Annotated in this window: 11 protein-coding genes; 1 reads left to right on the plus strand and 10 read right to left on the minus strand. The window is 70.1% G+C overall.

Going from position 1 to position 13601, the window contains the following annotated elements; translation table 11 throughout:
• Positions 1–61: 61 nt before the first annotated feature.
• The 10 genes from CRP55_RS20315 to CRP55_RS20360 all read right to left on the minus strand — a co-directional run bounded on the left by CRP55_RS20315 (position 62) and on the right by CRP55_RS20360 (position 12347).
• A complete protein-coding gene (locus CRP55_RS20315) occupies positions 62–1120 on the minus strand; it encodes a polyprenyl synthetase family protein (RefSeq protein ID WP_097321687.1) in 1059 nt (352 codons plus the stop codon).
• On the minus strand, positions 1117–2487 hold the full coding sequence (locus CRP55_RS20320; protein ID WP_097321688.1) for an alkaline phosphatase family protein: 1371 nt from the start codon (positions 2485–2487) through the stop codon (positions 1117–1119). The genes CRP55_RS20315 and CRP55_RS20320 overlap by 4 nt, the downstream gene beginning before the upstream one ends.
• Positions 2484–3584, minus strand: a complete 1101-nt coding sequence (eboE, locus tag CRP55_RS20325; protein WP_097321689.1) for a metabolite traffic protein EboE — start codon at positions 3582–3584, stop codon at positions 2484–2486. The genes CRP55_RS20320 and eboE overlap by 4 nt, the downstream gene beginning before the upstream one ends.
• Positions 3584–4435 (minus strand): TatD family hydrolase, encoded by an 852-nt coding sequence (locus tag CRP55_RS20330; protein WP_097321690.1) that lies wholly within the window; start codon positions 4433–4435, stop codon positions 3584–3586. Before CRP55_RS20330 ends, eboE begins: the two co-directional genes overlap by 1 nt.
• Positions 4435–5007, minus strand: coding sequence for an EboA domain-containing protein (locus tag CRP55_RS20335; RefSeq protein ID WP_097321691.1), 573 nt, complete (start codon positions 5005–5007; stop codon positions 4435–4437). Before CRP55_RS20335 ends, CRP55_RS20330 begins: the two co-directional genes overlap by 1 nt.
• Positions 4991–5818 (minus strand): sugar phosphate isomerase/epimerase family protein, encoded by an 828-nt coding sequence (locus tag CRP55_RS20340; protein ID WP_097321692.1) that lies wholly within the window; start codon positions 5816–5818, stop codon positions 4991–4993. Before CRP55_RS20340 ends, CRP55_RS20335 begins: the two co-directional genes overlap by 17 nt.
• Positions 5815–6651 (minus strand): SCO3242 family prenyltransferase, encoded by an 837-nt coding sequence (locus CRP55_RS20345; protein WP_097321693.1) that lies wholly within the window; start codon positions 6649–6651, stop codon positions 5815–5817. The genes CRP55_RS20340 and CRP55_RS20345 overlap by 4 nt, the downstream gene beginning before the upstream one ends.
• Complete coding sequence (locus CRP55_RS20350) at positions 6638–7780, minus strand: inositol-3-phosphate synthase (protein ID WP_097321694.1); 1143 nt, start codon at positions 7778–7780, stop codon at positions 6638–6640. Before CRP55_RS20350 ends, CRP55_RS20345 begins: the two co-directional genes overlap by 14 nt.
• 10 nt (positions 7781–7790) lie before the next feature.
• On the minus strand, positions 7791–9494 hold the full coding sequence (locus CRP55_RS20355) for a ThuA domain-containing protein (protein ID WP_097321695.1): 1704 nt from the start codon (positions 9492–9494) through the stop codon (positions 7791–7793).
• A gap of 72 nt (positions 9495–9566) precedes the next feature.
• Positions 9567–12347 (minus strand): carbohydrate-binding protein, encoded by a 2781-nt coding sequence (locus CRP55_RS20360; RefSeq protein WP_097321696.1) that lies wholly within the window; start codon positions 12345–12347, stop codon positions 9567–9569.
• 755 nt (positions 12348–13102) lie between these two features.
• Here CRP55_RS20360 and CRP55_RS20365 point away from each other — a divergent pair.
• Complete coding sequence (locus CRP55_RS20365) at positions 13103–13534, plus strand: hypothetical protein (RefSeq protein WP_245923210.1); 432 nt, start codon at positions 13103–13105, stop codon at positions 13532–13534.
• Positions 13535–13601: the final 67 nt, after the last annotated feature.

Consider the following 13601-nt stretch of genomic DNA (forward strand, 5'->3'; position numbering starts at 1 on the left):
CGCGTGGCAGGCCGTGAGATGCCCACCGCGACGGCTGGTCCGGCGCGGTGGGCGTGCTCCGTCAGGTGGTGCGGTCGACTGCGGCGGCGGCCAGGTCGGCCAGGGCCGAGCGGACGAAATCGGGCAGTGGCGCCGCTTCCAGCGCGGTGAGGCCCGCCTGCGCCCGCACGCGGATCATCTGCTCTATGCGGTCGAGCGCGCCCGTCTCCCGGATGATGGAGCGCAGCTCCTCGGCTCCCTCGGCGTCCAGGGCCGGGTCGCCGAACAGCTCGGACATGCGGGCCGCCTGGTCGCGGTCGGCGGCGTCGCGGGCCAGGGCCATCATCACCGTCATCTTGCCCTCGCGCAGGTCGTCCAGTGTGGACTTGCCGGTGACCGCGGGGTCGCCGAAGACGCCCAGGACGTCGTCGCGCAGTTGGAAGGCGTCGCCCAGCGGGTCGCCGAACTCGGTGAACGACGCCGACAGCGAGCGCGGCGCGCCGGCCAGGCACGCGCCGATCTGCAGCGGGCGGGTCACCGTGTAGCGGGCCGACTTCATGCGGATCACCGTGAGGGCGCTCGCCACCGAGCCGTCGCCGACCCCCGAGACCAGGTCGAGATACTGCCCGGCGATGACCTCGGTCCGCATGAGCGCGAAGGCCGCGTACCCCTGGTGAATCTGCCTCGGTGGTAGCCCGCACTCGTGGAACATCTGCTCGGCCCAGGCCGCGCACAGATCGCCGCAGAGCAGTGCGGTGTTGCGGCCGAAGGCGAGCGAGTCGCCGCGCCAGGCGTGCCGGTCGTGGACGGTGGCGAACAGGCGGTGCATCGACGGCTGGCCCCGGCGGCGGTCGCTGCCGTCGATGATGTCGTCGTGGATGAGCGCGAAGGCGTGGAACAGCTCCAGCGCCGCCGCGGCCCGGATCACCTCGGGGCAGTCCTCGCCCCCGCCACCGCGCCAGCCCCAGTAGGCGAAGGTGGGGCGCAGCCGCTTGCCGCCGGCCAGCACGAAGCGGCGCAGCGAGTCGAGCGCGCCGCGCGGGGCGCCGTCGGGCCACGCCGGGTCCTGGCGGTCGATGAACTCGGCCAGGGCGGTGTCGAACCGTTGGCTGAGGGGCCGGCGTGTCGCCTGGAGCGTCATGACGCCAGCCCCGCGAGTTCCAGCAACAGGGCCTTCACCTCCGTGGCGGCGATCTCCTTGCGGGCGAGCGAGGGGTCGGAGCACAGGAACACAGGACCGTCGTCGGGATCGTCGGGCAGCCGGCCGTGCGAGCCGCGCACCGCCTGGGCTCCGGCGTCGAGGCCGACCACGTCCATCACGTAGCGCAGACCCAGTTTCTTACGGGCCACCGCCGTGACCGCGCGCCGCTTGGCCGCGGCCGGGTTGGCCGGGTCGAAGAACAGCTCGGCCGGGTCGTAGCCGGGCTTGCGATGGATCTCGACGACCCGGGCGAAGTCGGGAGCGTGCGCGTCGTCCAGCCAGTAGTAGTAGGTGAACCAGGAGTCCGGCTCGGCCACCAGCACCAGGTCACCGGCCCGGTCGTGGTCGAGCCCGTACCGTGCCTTGTCCGGGCCTTCGAGGACCTGGTCGACGCCGGGCAGGGTCGCGCAGAGCTTGGCCACCGCCGCGACGTCGGCCTGGTCGCGGACGTAGACGTGGGCCACCTGGTGGTCGGCCACGGCGAAGGCGCGCGAGACCCACGGATCCAGATATTCCATGCCGTCCTGGGTGTAGACCTCCAGGAGCCCTTCCTTGCGCAGCAGGCGGTTGATGTCGACCGGCCGGCTCACGTCCGTGATGCCGTACTCGGACAGCACCACCACGGTCGTGCCCTTGGCCGCCGCGTCGTCCAGCAGAGGCGTCAGCACCTTGTCGAGCTCGGCCGCGGCCGCCGGCGCCTGGGGCGCCGAAGGGCCGAAGCGCTGGAGGTCGTAGTCCAGATGCGGCACGTAGACCAGCGTCAGGTCGGGCTGCTTGGTCTTCAGCATGTGCCGGGCGGCGTCGGCGATCCACTGCGAGGACGGCATGCCCGCGCCGGGCCCCCAATAGGTGAAGAGCGGGAACTCGGGCAGCTCGTCGTGCAGCGACGGGGGATAGGTGTAGCAGTCCGGCTCCTTGCGGCCGTCCGCGCGGTAGATCGGGCGCGGCGTGATGGTCCAGTCGACCCGGGCGCCCATCGCGTACCACCAGCAGACGTTGGCCACCGTGTAGTCCGGCCGCAGCCGCCGGGCGTCGTCCCAGATCTTGTCGCCGCCGACCAGCGCGTTGTGCTGCCGCCAGAGGAAGACCTCGCCCAGCTCCCGGAAGTACCAGCCGTTGCCGACGATGCCGTGCTCGCTCGGCAGCGCCCCGGTCAGGAACGTGGACTGGGCCGAACAGGTCACCGCCGGCAGCACGGTGCCGAGCTCGGCCTGGAAGCCCTGCCCGGCAACGGCTTTCAGCCGCGGCATGTGCGCCAGCAGGCGCGGGGTCAGCCCGACCACGTCGAGCACCAGCAGCTTGCTCATCGATTCACCGCCATCAGGTCGCGGGCGAAGGCGAGCTCGGCCGCGATGCCGTCGGCCAACCCCGCTTCATCTTTCGGCCGTTGTGACTCCGGCAGGACACCCCAGGTGTACGTCTCCACGTCGAAGTGCTCGCAGCGCTCGCCGGGCGCGGTCAGCAGCTCGTACAGCGCCTCCCGGATCACCGGCACGGTCGACGTCAGCGGTGCCTCGGGCTCCGCGTGCAGCGGCACGTGGTAGTGGATCCGCCACGGCCCCGGCAGCCGGAGGTCGAGCGCCTCGTCCAGGTCATCGGCCGACCCGCCCTCGGCCGAGCGGGTCTGATGCAGAAAGCGTTTCTCGGCGTACGACCTCAGCACCTCCTCGGCCGCAAGCGGATCGTCGGCCTGCAGCGCGGCCGACACCTGGGTCTTCACCACCGGGATGCCGGCCCGGCGCAGCCGGTCGAGCGCCTCGGCCGGCTTCTCCCAGGCGCAGGCCAGGTGCGCGAGGTCGAGACAGACACCCAGCCACCGAGTGTCCACCTTGGCCAGCAGCTCGGCGGCCTGCGTGGTGTTCTCGACGAGGCAGCCCGGTTCCGGCTCGAAGCCGACCTTGATGGTCCGGCCGGTCTCGCCCGCGATCCGGTCGAGGCCGCGGGCCAGGTCGTCCAGATGCCGGGTGGCCGCGGCCGCTCGCTCGGAGTCCCACGGGGTGCGCCAGGCCAGCGGCAGCGACGACACGGAACCGTAGGTGGCCGTGTCCGGCATCAGGTCGGCCAGGACCCGCGCGCAGTCGAGCGTGTAATCCAGGCGTTCCCGCTCGGTCCAGTCGGGGTGGTAGACGGCATGCTTGACCACGGGGGCCTGGAACGCCTCGTACGGGAAACCGTTGAGGGTGACCACCTCCAGACCCCGTACATCAAGCTCTCGCCGAAGTTTTCGTCTCGAAGTGGGATCGCCGGCGAGCGCCGAGGCGGCCGGCGCGGCCAGCCACAGGCCGAGGCCGAGCACGTCCGAGCCGAGGCGCCGCCGGATCGGCAGGGCGTAGGTGTCGAGCTGGCCGATGATGCCGTCGAGGTCCTCGGCCGGATGCACGTTGGTGCAGTAGCTCAGATGCATCAGCTGCCTCCCCGCAGGATCGAGTTGCCGGCGAACGTGGCCTCGGCCCCGTCGACGTCCGACAGGTCGAGCCGGCCCGACTGCGAGTAGAAGGCGACCGGGTTCTGCCACAACAGCTGGTCGACGTCCTCGGCCGAGAAGCCACCGGCCAGCATCGCCTCGGCCGTGCGCACGGTGAGCAGCGGATCGGACTTTCCCCAGTCGGCGGCCGAGTTGACGAGCACGCGCTCCGTCCCGTGCTTACGAAGGATCTCGACCATGCGATCGGGCGACATCTTCGTGTCCGGGTAGATGGAGAAGCCGATCCAGACCCCGGCGTCGCGGGCGGCGTCGACGGTCACCTCGTTGAGGTGGTCGAGGGCGACCCGGCCCGGGTCGATGCCCGACTCCTTGATGACGTCGATGCTGCGCTGGGTGCCACGGGCCTTGTCCCGGTGCGGCGTGTGGACCAGGGCCGGCAGGTCGTGGTCGAGGGCGAGGGCCAGCTGCGCCGAGAACGCCTCGTCCTCGGCCGGCGTCATCGAGTCGTACCCGATCTCGCCGACCGCGACCACCCCGTCCTTGGCCAGGTAGCGCGGCAGCAGGTCGAGCACCGGCCGGCAGCGCGGATCGTTGGCCTCCTTGGGGTTCAGCGCGATCGTCGCGTGATGGCGGATGCCGAACTGCGAAGCCCGGAACGGCTCCCACCCGATGATCGAGTCGAAGTAGTCGGTGAACGAGCCGGGATTCGTGCGCGGCTGGCCGAGCCAGAACGCGGGCTCCACCACCGCCCGCACCCCGGCGTCGGCCATCCGCTGGTAGTCGTCGGTGGTGCGCGAGGTCATGTGGATGTGCGGATCGAAGATGCGCATCAGGCCTCCTTCAGCTGATCGAGCAGGGCGAGGGCGTCGGGTGGCATGTCGCGGCCGGCGGCGTGGCGTTCGTCGGCGAAGGCGCGGAGCATCGCGCCGAGCTCCGGGTCCGCCCGCTCGGACAGGCGATTGATTTTGTTGAGAGCTACGCCCATGAAGACGCACTTGAGCACGGCCTGCCGCCACGCCTCCTGGTCGAGGTGGTCGCTGTACGGGCCGAGCGCGGCCTCGACGAGCCGCGTGTCGTTGGTGCGCAGCGCGTCCTCCAGCAGCGGGACGGCGCTGGGGCCGATGGGCAGCAGCGGCAACGCTTTCAGAACGGCGAGCTTCTCGGCTGTGTCCCCGTAGCGGTAGATGTCGCCGACCTGCTCGGGAGGCACGGCGGCCAGCAGCAGGGCCCGGGCCGCCTCGTCGGTCGACCAGCCGTCGGTCAGCGGCTCGCGCCCGTATTTGCGGCCGGCGGCCGGGAAGAGCGCGGCGACCGCGCCCGGATCGCCGTTGACGCGCTTCAGGTCGGCGGCGAGCCGCTCGTTGCCGTCGAGCTTCGCGTGCAGGTCATCCAATGTGGTCATTCGAAGCCTCCTTGGCCGCGTTCCGCAGGAAGTCGAGCGACTGCGCGGCGATCGCCGGCGCGGCGTGCGAGTGCCGGGGCAGCTCCACCGAGATGAGGCCCTGATAGGGGGCCAGTGCTTTGAGCACGGGCGGGAAGTCGATCTCGCCGGTGCCGAACTCCAGATGCTCGTGCACGCCGCGCCGCATGTCGTCGATCTGCACGTTGACCAGGTGATCCATCACGGCCGTGACACAGTCCGCGACCGGGATCGGCTCCAGGCAGCGGCAGTGGCCGATGTCGAGCGTGATGCCGAAGTTCGGCGGCTCACCCAGATCGGCGTACAACCGGCGCCAGTCGGCGATGTCGTTGACGAGCATGCCCGGCTCGGGCTCGAAGCCGAGGGTGACCCCTTGGCCGGCGGCGACATCGACGATTTCGAGGCAGCCGTCGACGAGACGGCCCCAATGCTCGGCCTGTCCGATGCCGGCCCAGAAGGAGACGGCCTCGGCGCCCAGGTCGGCGCCGACCCGCACGGCCCGTCTGAGGTATTCCAGCCGCAGCGCCGGATCGTCGTCCATCAGGGTGGGTGAGTGCTTGCGCCAGGGGTCGAGCAGATAGCGGGCGCCGGTCTCGATGACCACGGCCAGGTTGCGCTGCTGGAGCTCGGCGGCGACGGCGGCGGTGCGCCGGGCCAGATCGGCGTCGAAGGGATCGAGATGGTTGGTGTCGAGGGTCAGCGCGACCCCGTCGTAGCCGAGGTCGGCGATGACGGCGAGCGCCTCCGGCAGCCGATGGTTGCCGAAGCCGTTGGTTCCATAGCCGAATCTCATGTGGGCGAGACCTTTCGGGCCAGGCGCCGGGCCAGAGGCGCGACAAGAGCGAGCCCGAGGCCGTACGCGGGGGAGCCGGCCCGGGCGGTGAGAGCGCCCTGAAGCTGCGGCAGATCGGTGATGCCGGCCCCGACAGCGGCCCGGATCCGCCCCGCTGAAGGGTCGGCGGCGGCGCGGGCCTGCGCGCCGCCGTAGCCGACCGCGTACCAGGCGGCCAGTGATCCGGCGGCGACTGACGAGCCCACGGTCGTGGCGGCCAGACTCAGCGTCCCGGCCAGCGTCGCCAGCGGCAGAGCGGGGGTCGCGCCGGAGACCTCGTGCCGCGACAGGGCCGTGACCGTGTAGGTGTGGGCCGCCACGGTCAGCGCGGAGGGCACGGCCCGCTTCACGTGGCCGCCGCTGGCGCCGAGCAGCACGTCGAGGCCCCGGCAGGCGGCCATCACGGCCGGGCCGGCGGGCGTGTTCTTCGCCCAGACGTCGTAGGCCCAGACCGCGGCGGCCAGCGGGGCGGCGACCGCGAGGGCTCGCCGTCCACCCGCCAGTGCGGCCAGCCCGACCCCGGCCGCGGTGAGTCCCGCCGCTGTCAGCAGCGCCTGCCGCGGTGTGACCCGGCCGGAGGGGATCGGCCGTTCCGGGCGTTCGCGGGCATCGAGCTCACGGTCGGCCCAGTCGTTGGCGGCCATCCCACCCCAGTAGAGGCATACCGAGGCCGCCATCAGCCCCGGCGTGGACCGCCGAAGTCCACCGGCCGCCGCCGCGCCCGCCACGGTGTCACCCGGTACCGACAGCGCGGCCGGTGCCCGGACCAGTTCGGCCAGATCACGCAGCCCCATCGAGGCCTCGCACGAAGTTCACCAGGCGGGCCCACTGGTCCGGCAGGGCGTGGGGGACCTCGCCGATCGGGTCCTTGAAGAAGAACGCCAGGTCGGTGAGCGGGCCGCTGCGGCCCGCGGCGTGGGCGGCGGCGGTGAGGCGGGCCAGGTCGAGGATCAGGGGTGCGGCCAGGGCCGAGTCGCAGCCGTGCCAGGAGAACTCCATGCGCATGCGGGTGCCCAGGAAGCCGCTGAAGGTGATCAGGTCCCAGGCCGTCTTGAAGTCGCCGATGTCGTCGACGTATTCGATGTGGCTGCTGCCCTGCGGCTGGTAGCCGAGGGTCTCGGCCAGCACCCGCTGCTTGCTTCCGGCCTTGGCCGCGTTGGCCGCCGGGTCGGCCAGGTTGGCGCCGTCGCCGCCGCCGAGCAGGTTGGTGCCGGCCCACGTCCGCACGCGCAGGTTGCGCATGGCGAACATGGGCGCCAGCACCGACTTCACGAGGGTCTCGCCGGTCTTGCCGTCGTGGCCGGCGTACGGCAGCCCCGTTTGCGAGGCCAACTCGCGCAACGCGGGAAGGCGTGTGCCGGTGGACGGGGTGAAGTCCACGTACGCGCAGCCGGCGGTGAAGGCGGCGTACGCATAAAGCGAGCTCGGCGGAAGGACGACGCCCGACGATGCGAGCGCCTCCTCCAAAGAAGCAAGATCGCTGTGAGCCGGATGGGGAGCCGCGGCCGGCTCGGTCGAGGAGACGTTGACGACCACCACCCGCTCCAGGCCGCGCCGCCGCCGGAAATCGTCGATGTCCTCGGCGATGAGGCGGGCCACCTCGAGCTGGGTCGCCGCCGTCGGTACCGGCCGCAGCTCGCGCTGCAAGGCCGGCAACTGGTCGGCGACGGCCGCCGCCGGGCCCGCGGGGAGCACGCCGGCGGCGACCAGGTCCTCGACCTTCTTCTCCAGGGTGATGTCGCTGATGTCGTGGCCACCGAACACCAGCTCGCCCAGGCCGGGGACGGCTCTGCTGGCCAGTGCCGGCAGCTCGGTGACGCAGCCGAGCGGCTCGGCGAGCCCGGCGCGTAGTGCGGTGGCCCCGACCATGCTGGTCACCGCCACAGATCCTCTAGCTCCGATCAACCACACGCCGGTCGTCATCACATGCCTCCTAGTTGCCGTAGACCTCGAAGTTGTAGAGCGAATAGCCCCACTGGGTCCCGCGCGCCGTTCCGTTGATCCGCACATACCGGGCCTGCGCGCTCAAACCCGGATGGTCGTCCTCGCCGCCGTTGGCCGCTGTCACCGACTTGACGGTGGTCCAGGTGGTGCCGTCGGCCGAGGTCTGGATCTGGTACGCCGACCCGTATGCGGCTTCCCATTGCAGGCGCACACGCGACACCGTGTACGTGGCGCCGAGGTCCACCCGGATCCACTGCGGGTCGCTGAACGCACTCGACCAGCGGGTCGTCGCCGAGCTGTCGACCGCGTTCGAGGCCGGGTAGCTCGCGTTCTCGACGCTGGACGCGGTGGCCGGCTTGTTCAGGGCCACGTTCGACGCCGGCGGCGCCACGCTCAGGTCCTTGACCCGCACGTTGCGGAAGGCGGCCGTGTCGCCGGTGCCGTGGTTCTGCAGGCCGATGTAGCCGTCCAGGTTGCGGGCCGGGTCGGTGTTGGTGAAGTCGTTGATGAGCCGGCCGTTCAGGTAGACCCGGATCCGCTGGCCCTCGACGAGCAGCTCGTAGGTGTTCCACTCGCCGGGCGGGTTCAGCGCGGCGTCGCGGGCGGCCAGGTCGGCCGACTTGAAGGTGTAGATGGCGCCGGTGGTGCGGTCGGCCGCGTCGGTGGCGTCGATCTGCACCTCATAACCCTGGTTGACCGCCACCCACGGGTCGTTGTTCGGGTTGGGGAAGCCGACGAAGATGCCCGAGTTGCTGTCGCCGGTCAGACGCCAATCGGCCTTCAGCGAGTACGAGGTGAACTGCCGCGCCGAATACCAGAGCAGGCCCATCCCGCCGGTCGAGGTGAGGGTCGCGTCCGTGTTGGTGAAGCTGCCCGGCCCGGCCTGCGTCCACCCGGTCGTGCTGCCGTTGTAGATCGGCGTGTAGCCGGTCTCGGGGCGGCAGTCGGCCTTGGCCCGGCCCGCCGCGTAGCGGATGCCGCCGAGCAGATGACTGCGGAAATTCCCGTCCGCGTACGACTCCTGGGTGTGCCCGAAGCCGGTGTACCAGGACCGTCCGGAGTCGACCGTCTTGCACCAGGCGATCGGGTGGTCGGCGCCCATGTTGCCGCCCGAGTACGTCGACTCGTCCAGCGTGGCCAGCACGTGTGAGGTGCTGCGCGGGTTGGTCCGGTAGTTGTAGAGCTCGTCGGTGCGCGTCCACGACTGCGGCAGGTGGGCCGTGCTCGCGTGGGCCCGGTCCTCGACCCGCGAGGTGACCTGCTGGATGGCCGGGTGCGAGTGGAAGTACGCGCCGACCAACTGGCCGTAGAACGGCCAGTCGTACTCGGTGTCGGCCGCCGCGTGCACACCCGTATATCCGCCGCCGCCACGCACGTACGACTCGAAAGCCGTTTGCTGTGTGGCGTTGAGGACGTCGCCCGTGGTGTTGAGGAAGACCACCGCCTCGTACTGGGCCAGGTTGGCCGTGGTGAAGGCGGCCGCGTCCTCGGTCGCGGTGACCGTGAAGTTGTTGGCGGCGCCCAGATTCCGGATCGTCTGGATGCCGACCGGAATCGCGTCGTGCCGGAAACCAGCGGTCTTGGAGAAGACCAGAACGTCGTACGGCGCGTCGGCGGCGTTCGCACTCGACGCGGTGAATGTGCAGGCGGCGATGGCGGTCAGGGCCATCGCGCCTGCCAGGAGCTTGCGCATGGAACCTCCTTTGCTAGGGGGAGGGTGGGCGCCCGCGTGGGGGGACGAGCGCCCACCTTCTTGCGGGGAAGGTCAGCTGCCGTACACCTCGAAGTTGAAGAGGGAGTAACCCCAGGCGGTGGCCCGGGTCGTGCCGTTGACGCGGACGTAGCGTCCCTGCGCGCTGAGACCGGTCAGGTCGTCGACCCCGCCGTCGCCGGCGGTCACCGAGCGGACCGTGGTCCAGGTGCTGCCGTCGGCCGACGTCTGGATCTGGTAGGCCGACGCGTAAGCGGCCTCCCACTGAAGCCGTACCCGGGAAATCGCCTGAGAACTGCCCAGGTCGACCCGGATCCACTGGGGATCGGAGAACGCGCTCGACCACCGCGTCGTGGTGGAGGCGTCGACCGCCGCCGAGGCCGGATAGGTGGCGCTCTCGGCGCTGGACGCCGTGGCCGGCTTGTTCAGCGACAGCAGGTTCGCCGTGCTGAAGGTGAAGCTGTCGACGTCGTAGAGCGCGCCCGTCCCCGTACCGGCGAAGGTCAGGTAGAGCGAGGTCGTTCCGGCCGGGGCGCCGGAGATCGTGCCCGTGACGTTGACGAAGGTGTCCCACGAACCGGTCGGTGCGACAGTGGCCGACCCGATGACCGTGCCCGTCGGCGAACCCGTACGGACCTGGAACGTGCCGCCGCTGCCGGCCGAGGAGACCCGGGCCGTGAAGGAGGTGGCGTTGTTCAGCTTGTACGGGTCGAACTGGATCCAGTCGCCGTTGTTGATGTCGCCGACCGTCTGGCCGCCCTCGGCTGTGGCCTTGGTGAACTTGTTGACGCCGGAGGACGTCTTGAAGTGCTCGGCCTGGCGCTTGCGCGGCTGGAGAATGTGCTGCGCGTGGGTGGTCAGCCCGCCCTTGTCGGTGTACGACGCGTCGAAGATCGGGAAAATGTTCGCGGCGTCGTCGTGCTCACCGTCGGTGGGGATCGCGATGGTGCCGGAGCAGCCGGTCTGCGACGTGATCTGATGCCCGTGCTGGTCGTGGCCGAGCACATAGGCCATGGTGACCTTCGAGCAGTCGATCGTGCCGTCCTCGGGGTCGGTGACGGTGACGCTCCACGGAACGCTGTCGCCGAACGACACGAGCTGACCGGAGGCGGGGGTGGTGATGGTGACTGTCGGCGCGGTGTTGCCGACGGTCACCGGGACGCTGGCGGTGCCGGTCGCGCCCTGCGGGTCACGCACGGTCAGCGTCGCCGAATAGGAGCCATTGGTGGCGTACGTCTTGGTCGGGTTGGCCGATGTTGACGTTGTGCCGTCCCCGAAGGCCCACGAATACGTCAGGGCGCCACCCTCGGGATCGCTGCTGCCCGCCGAGGAGAAGGCGACAGTGAGCGGAGCGGCCCCGGACGTGGGCGTGGCGTTGGCGACGGCGGTCGGAGCGCGGTTGGCCCCGGCGACGTAGTCGTAGCGGTACAGCGCCGAGTTGGCGTCACCGTTGAAATACCCGGTGCCGTAGTCGAGGACGTAGAGCGAGCCGTCCGGCCCGAACGCCGAGTCCATGACCTGCTTGCCGTTCCACGGGAACGTGTCGATCGCGCCCGGGGTGCCGTTGGCGTTGACCACGATCGGCTTGATCCAGCCCCGGCCGAACTCGGCGGCGAAGAACTGGCCGTCGAACGACTGCGGGAACTTGGTCGTGGAGGAGTTGCCGGCGCTGTAGCGGTAGACCGGGCCGCCCATGGGTGACTCGGAGCCGCCGCCGAACTCGGGCGGGGAACCGGCGTCACCGGCGTACCGGATCCAGGCCGGCTGAGCCGGCGGCAGCGTGGTCAGACCGGTGTTGCGGAACGAATTGTTGGTGGGGCCGCCGGTGCAGTTGTACTTGGCGCCACCGGTGTTGGCCGCGAAATCCCACTCGTTGTACGTCTCGTTGGCCGTGTTTGTGCCGGTGCAATAAGGCCAGCCGAAGTTGCCCGGGGCGGTGACCCGGTCGAACTCCACCTGACCGGACGGGCCGCGGGTGGCCGAGGTGGTGCCGGCGTCCGGACCGTAGTCGCCGACGTAGACGTGGCCGGTGGCCTTGTCGACGCTGATCCGGTACGGGTTGCGGAAGCCCATGGCGTAGATCTCGGGCCGGGTGTTGGCGGTGCCAGGGGCGAAGAGATTACCGGCGGGGATCGAGTACGTCCCGTTGGCGTTCACCTTGATCCGCAGGATCTTGCCGCGCAGGTCGTTGGTGTTGCCGGCGCTGCGCTGAGCGTCGTACGCCGGGTTGCGGTTGGTCCGCTCGTCGATCGGCGAATAGCCGGCCGAGTCGAACGGGTTGGAGTCGTCGCCGGTCGACAGGTAGAGGTTGCCGGCGGCGTCGAAGTCCATGTCACCGCCGACGTGACAGCACATGCCCCGGTCGGTCTTGACCTCGAGGACGGTCACGGCCGACGCCATGTTGATGCTGAAGTCGGCGTTGAGGGTGAACCGCGACAGGCGGTTGACGCCGGCCCAGGTCTGCCAGGTGGCGGCGGTGCCGGTGGCGGGGGCGTCGCCGGCGGGGGTGCTGAGAGGAGGGGCGTAGAACAGGAAGATCTGCCGGTTGGTGACGAAGCCGGGGTCAACGGCGACGCCCTGCAGGCCCTCCTCGTCGTGGGTGTAGACGGGGATGGTCCCCACGACAGAGGTGGCGCCGGCGGCGTCGGTGCGCCGGACGGTGCCGTCCCGGGAGGTGTGCAGAACCGAGCGGTCGGGCAGCACGGCCAGGCCGATGGGCTCGCCGGTCTCGGCGACACCCTTGGCCAGGGTGACCTGCTGGAAGTCGGCGGGGTTGATGACAGCGGACGCTGGGGCGGCGGCCGCCAGGGAGAGGAGGAGGGTGGCGGAAGCCATCGCTGTTAATCGATGGATTCGGGTTCGATGGTTCACGGAGTCCCTTCCTTACTTGGGGATGAGCGAGGGGGACATCTGCCGGAAACATTCCCGTAGTGCTGCTCACGTTAGGAAGTTCGTGTCGTCTGTGTCCAGACTTTTGGATCGACCGTCTTAAACTTTTACGTCATCCGTCGAAAGTCCATCTCGGTGGTGGCGCGATTACTCGTCGGAGCTGTGTGCTTCTCGGCCCCTTCCGGTGAGGGCTGAGTGGGTTGGACTTGCTTGCGGTGGACGGTCGGGGGCGGAGGGTGCCCACTCACGGCTGGCTGGGGAGCGCTTTACGCCGTGAGTGGGCACCCTCCGCCCCCGACCTTGCGGGGGAGCTTGTAACTGCCAGGTCTAGGGTCACTGGCTGCTGGGTGGGTGGTTCGGCTCGCGGTCACCGCGCGGTTCGGGTGGGGTGCTGTTCGCTGCCGCGCTGTGGTGCGGGGAGGGTAGTCGGTCAGGCAGGCACGCTGGGGGAGGGGCTGGGCGGCAATTCCAGGCCGGTTGCTAGGGTTGGGGCAAGGGCGGCTTGCGTGCTCAAGGCTTGTTCGGCGCGAGTGAGGTTGTGGGGCGACGGGCGGCATGATGAGGGTGTGGATGATCGATGGGTTGAGCTTGCTGAGACGCTCCAAGCGCTGGGGATGTGGCAGCGGCTGCCTGAGGACCGCGCTGTTGGGGCGCGGAAGAGAGTCGCGTCAGGTGAGTACCCGTTTCGGCTCCATGAGGAGTTGCAGGACTTCAACTGGTTCTGGGTGGACGGGGAGAGTCTCGCCGAGGGCGGAGTAGTACGTGAGCTGGCGGTGATGGCTCCGGCCCTCCGCTCTTACGGCGTCGATCTGCGGCTCGAGAATGTTAATCGCCCGATGGTCGGCGACATCGAAGGCGAGTATGTCGTCGCGATCAATGACCGCATCTGTGTCGTCTGGGCGCCGGAAGAGGTGAGAAGGGATCTCGACTGGGAGACGGCGACCATCCGGCCCCTCGCTGTCATCAACGACCTGCTCGAGGAGGCCGGTGTAGTGCCGCGTCTCTTCACCCTCTACGCGGGCGTCAACGAGGGCATCGCCTGGCTGCTCGACCCGCAGATCGTCGCCGCGGTAGCCGACAGCCGGCTGTTCCCTTCCTCCGAGACGCCGGCCCTGGCCACCCACCGAACTTGACTGGTCCAGCGGCCCGGCTCTCGGGGGGTCGGGTCAGCCGATGGTCCAACGTTCCGGTCTTCTAGTC

This window comes from Paractinoplanes atraurantiacus (genome assembly GCF_900215205.1).
GTDB classification, from domain to species: domain Bacteria; phylum Actinomycetota; class Actinomycetes; order Mycobacteriales; family Micromonosporaceae; genus Actinoplanes; species Actinoplanes atraurantiacus.

Excerpts from the sequence above, each read along its gene's own strand:
- CRP55_RS20315 (WP_097321687.1), bottom strand. The coding sequence starts at position 1,120 with ATGACGCTCCAGGCGACACGCCGGCCCCTCAGCCAACGGTTCGACACC.
- CRP55_RS20320 (WP_097321688.1), bottom strand. The coding sequence starts at position 2,487 with ATGAGCAAGCTGCTGGTGCTCGACGTGGTCGGGCTGACCCCGCGCCTG.
- eboE (WP_097321689.1), bottom strand. The coding sequence starts at position 3,584 with ATGCATCTGAGCTACTGCACCAACGTGCATCCGGCCGAGGACCTCGAC.
- CRP55_RS20330 (WP_097321690.1), bottom strand. The coding sequence starts at position 4,435 with ATGCGCATCTTCGATCCGCACATCCACATGACCTCGCGCACCACCGAC.
- CRP55_RS20335 (WP_097321691.1), bottom strand. The coding sequence starts at position 5,007 with ATGACCACATTGGATGACCTGCACGCGAAGCTCGACGGCAACGAGCGG.
- CRP55_RS20340 (WP_097321692.1), bottom strand. The coding sequence starts at position 5,818 with ATGAGATTCGGCTATGGAACCAACGGCTTCGGCAACCATCGGCTGCCG.
- CRP55_RS20345 (WP_097321693.1), bottom strand. The coding sequence starts at position 6,651 with ATGGGGCTGCGTGATCTGGCCGAACTGGTCCGGGCACCGGCCGCGCTG.
- CRP55_RS20350 (WP_097321694.1), bottom strand. The coding sequence starts at position 7,780 with ATGACGACCGGCGTGTGGTTGATCGGAGCTAGAGGATCTGTGGCGGTG.
- CRP55_RS20355 (WP_097321695.1), bottom strand. The coding sequence starts at position 9,494 with ATGCGCAAGCTCCTGGCAGGCGCGATGGCCCTGACCGCCATCGCCGCC.
- CRP55_RS20360 (WP_097321696.1), bottom strand. The coding sequence starts at position 12,347 with ATGGCTTCCGCCACCCTCCTCCTCTCCCTGGCGGCCGCCGCCCCAGCG.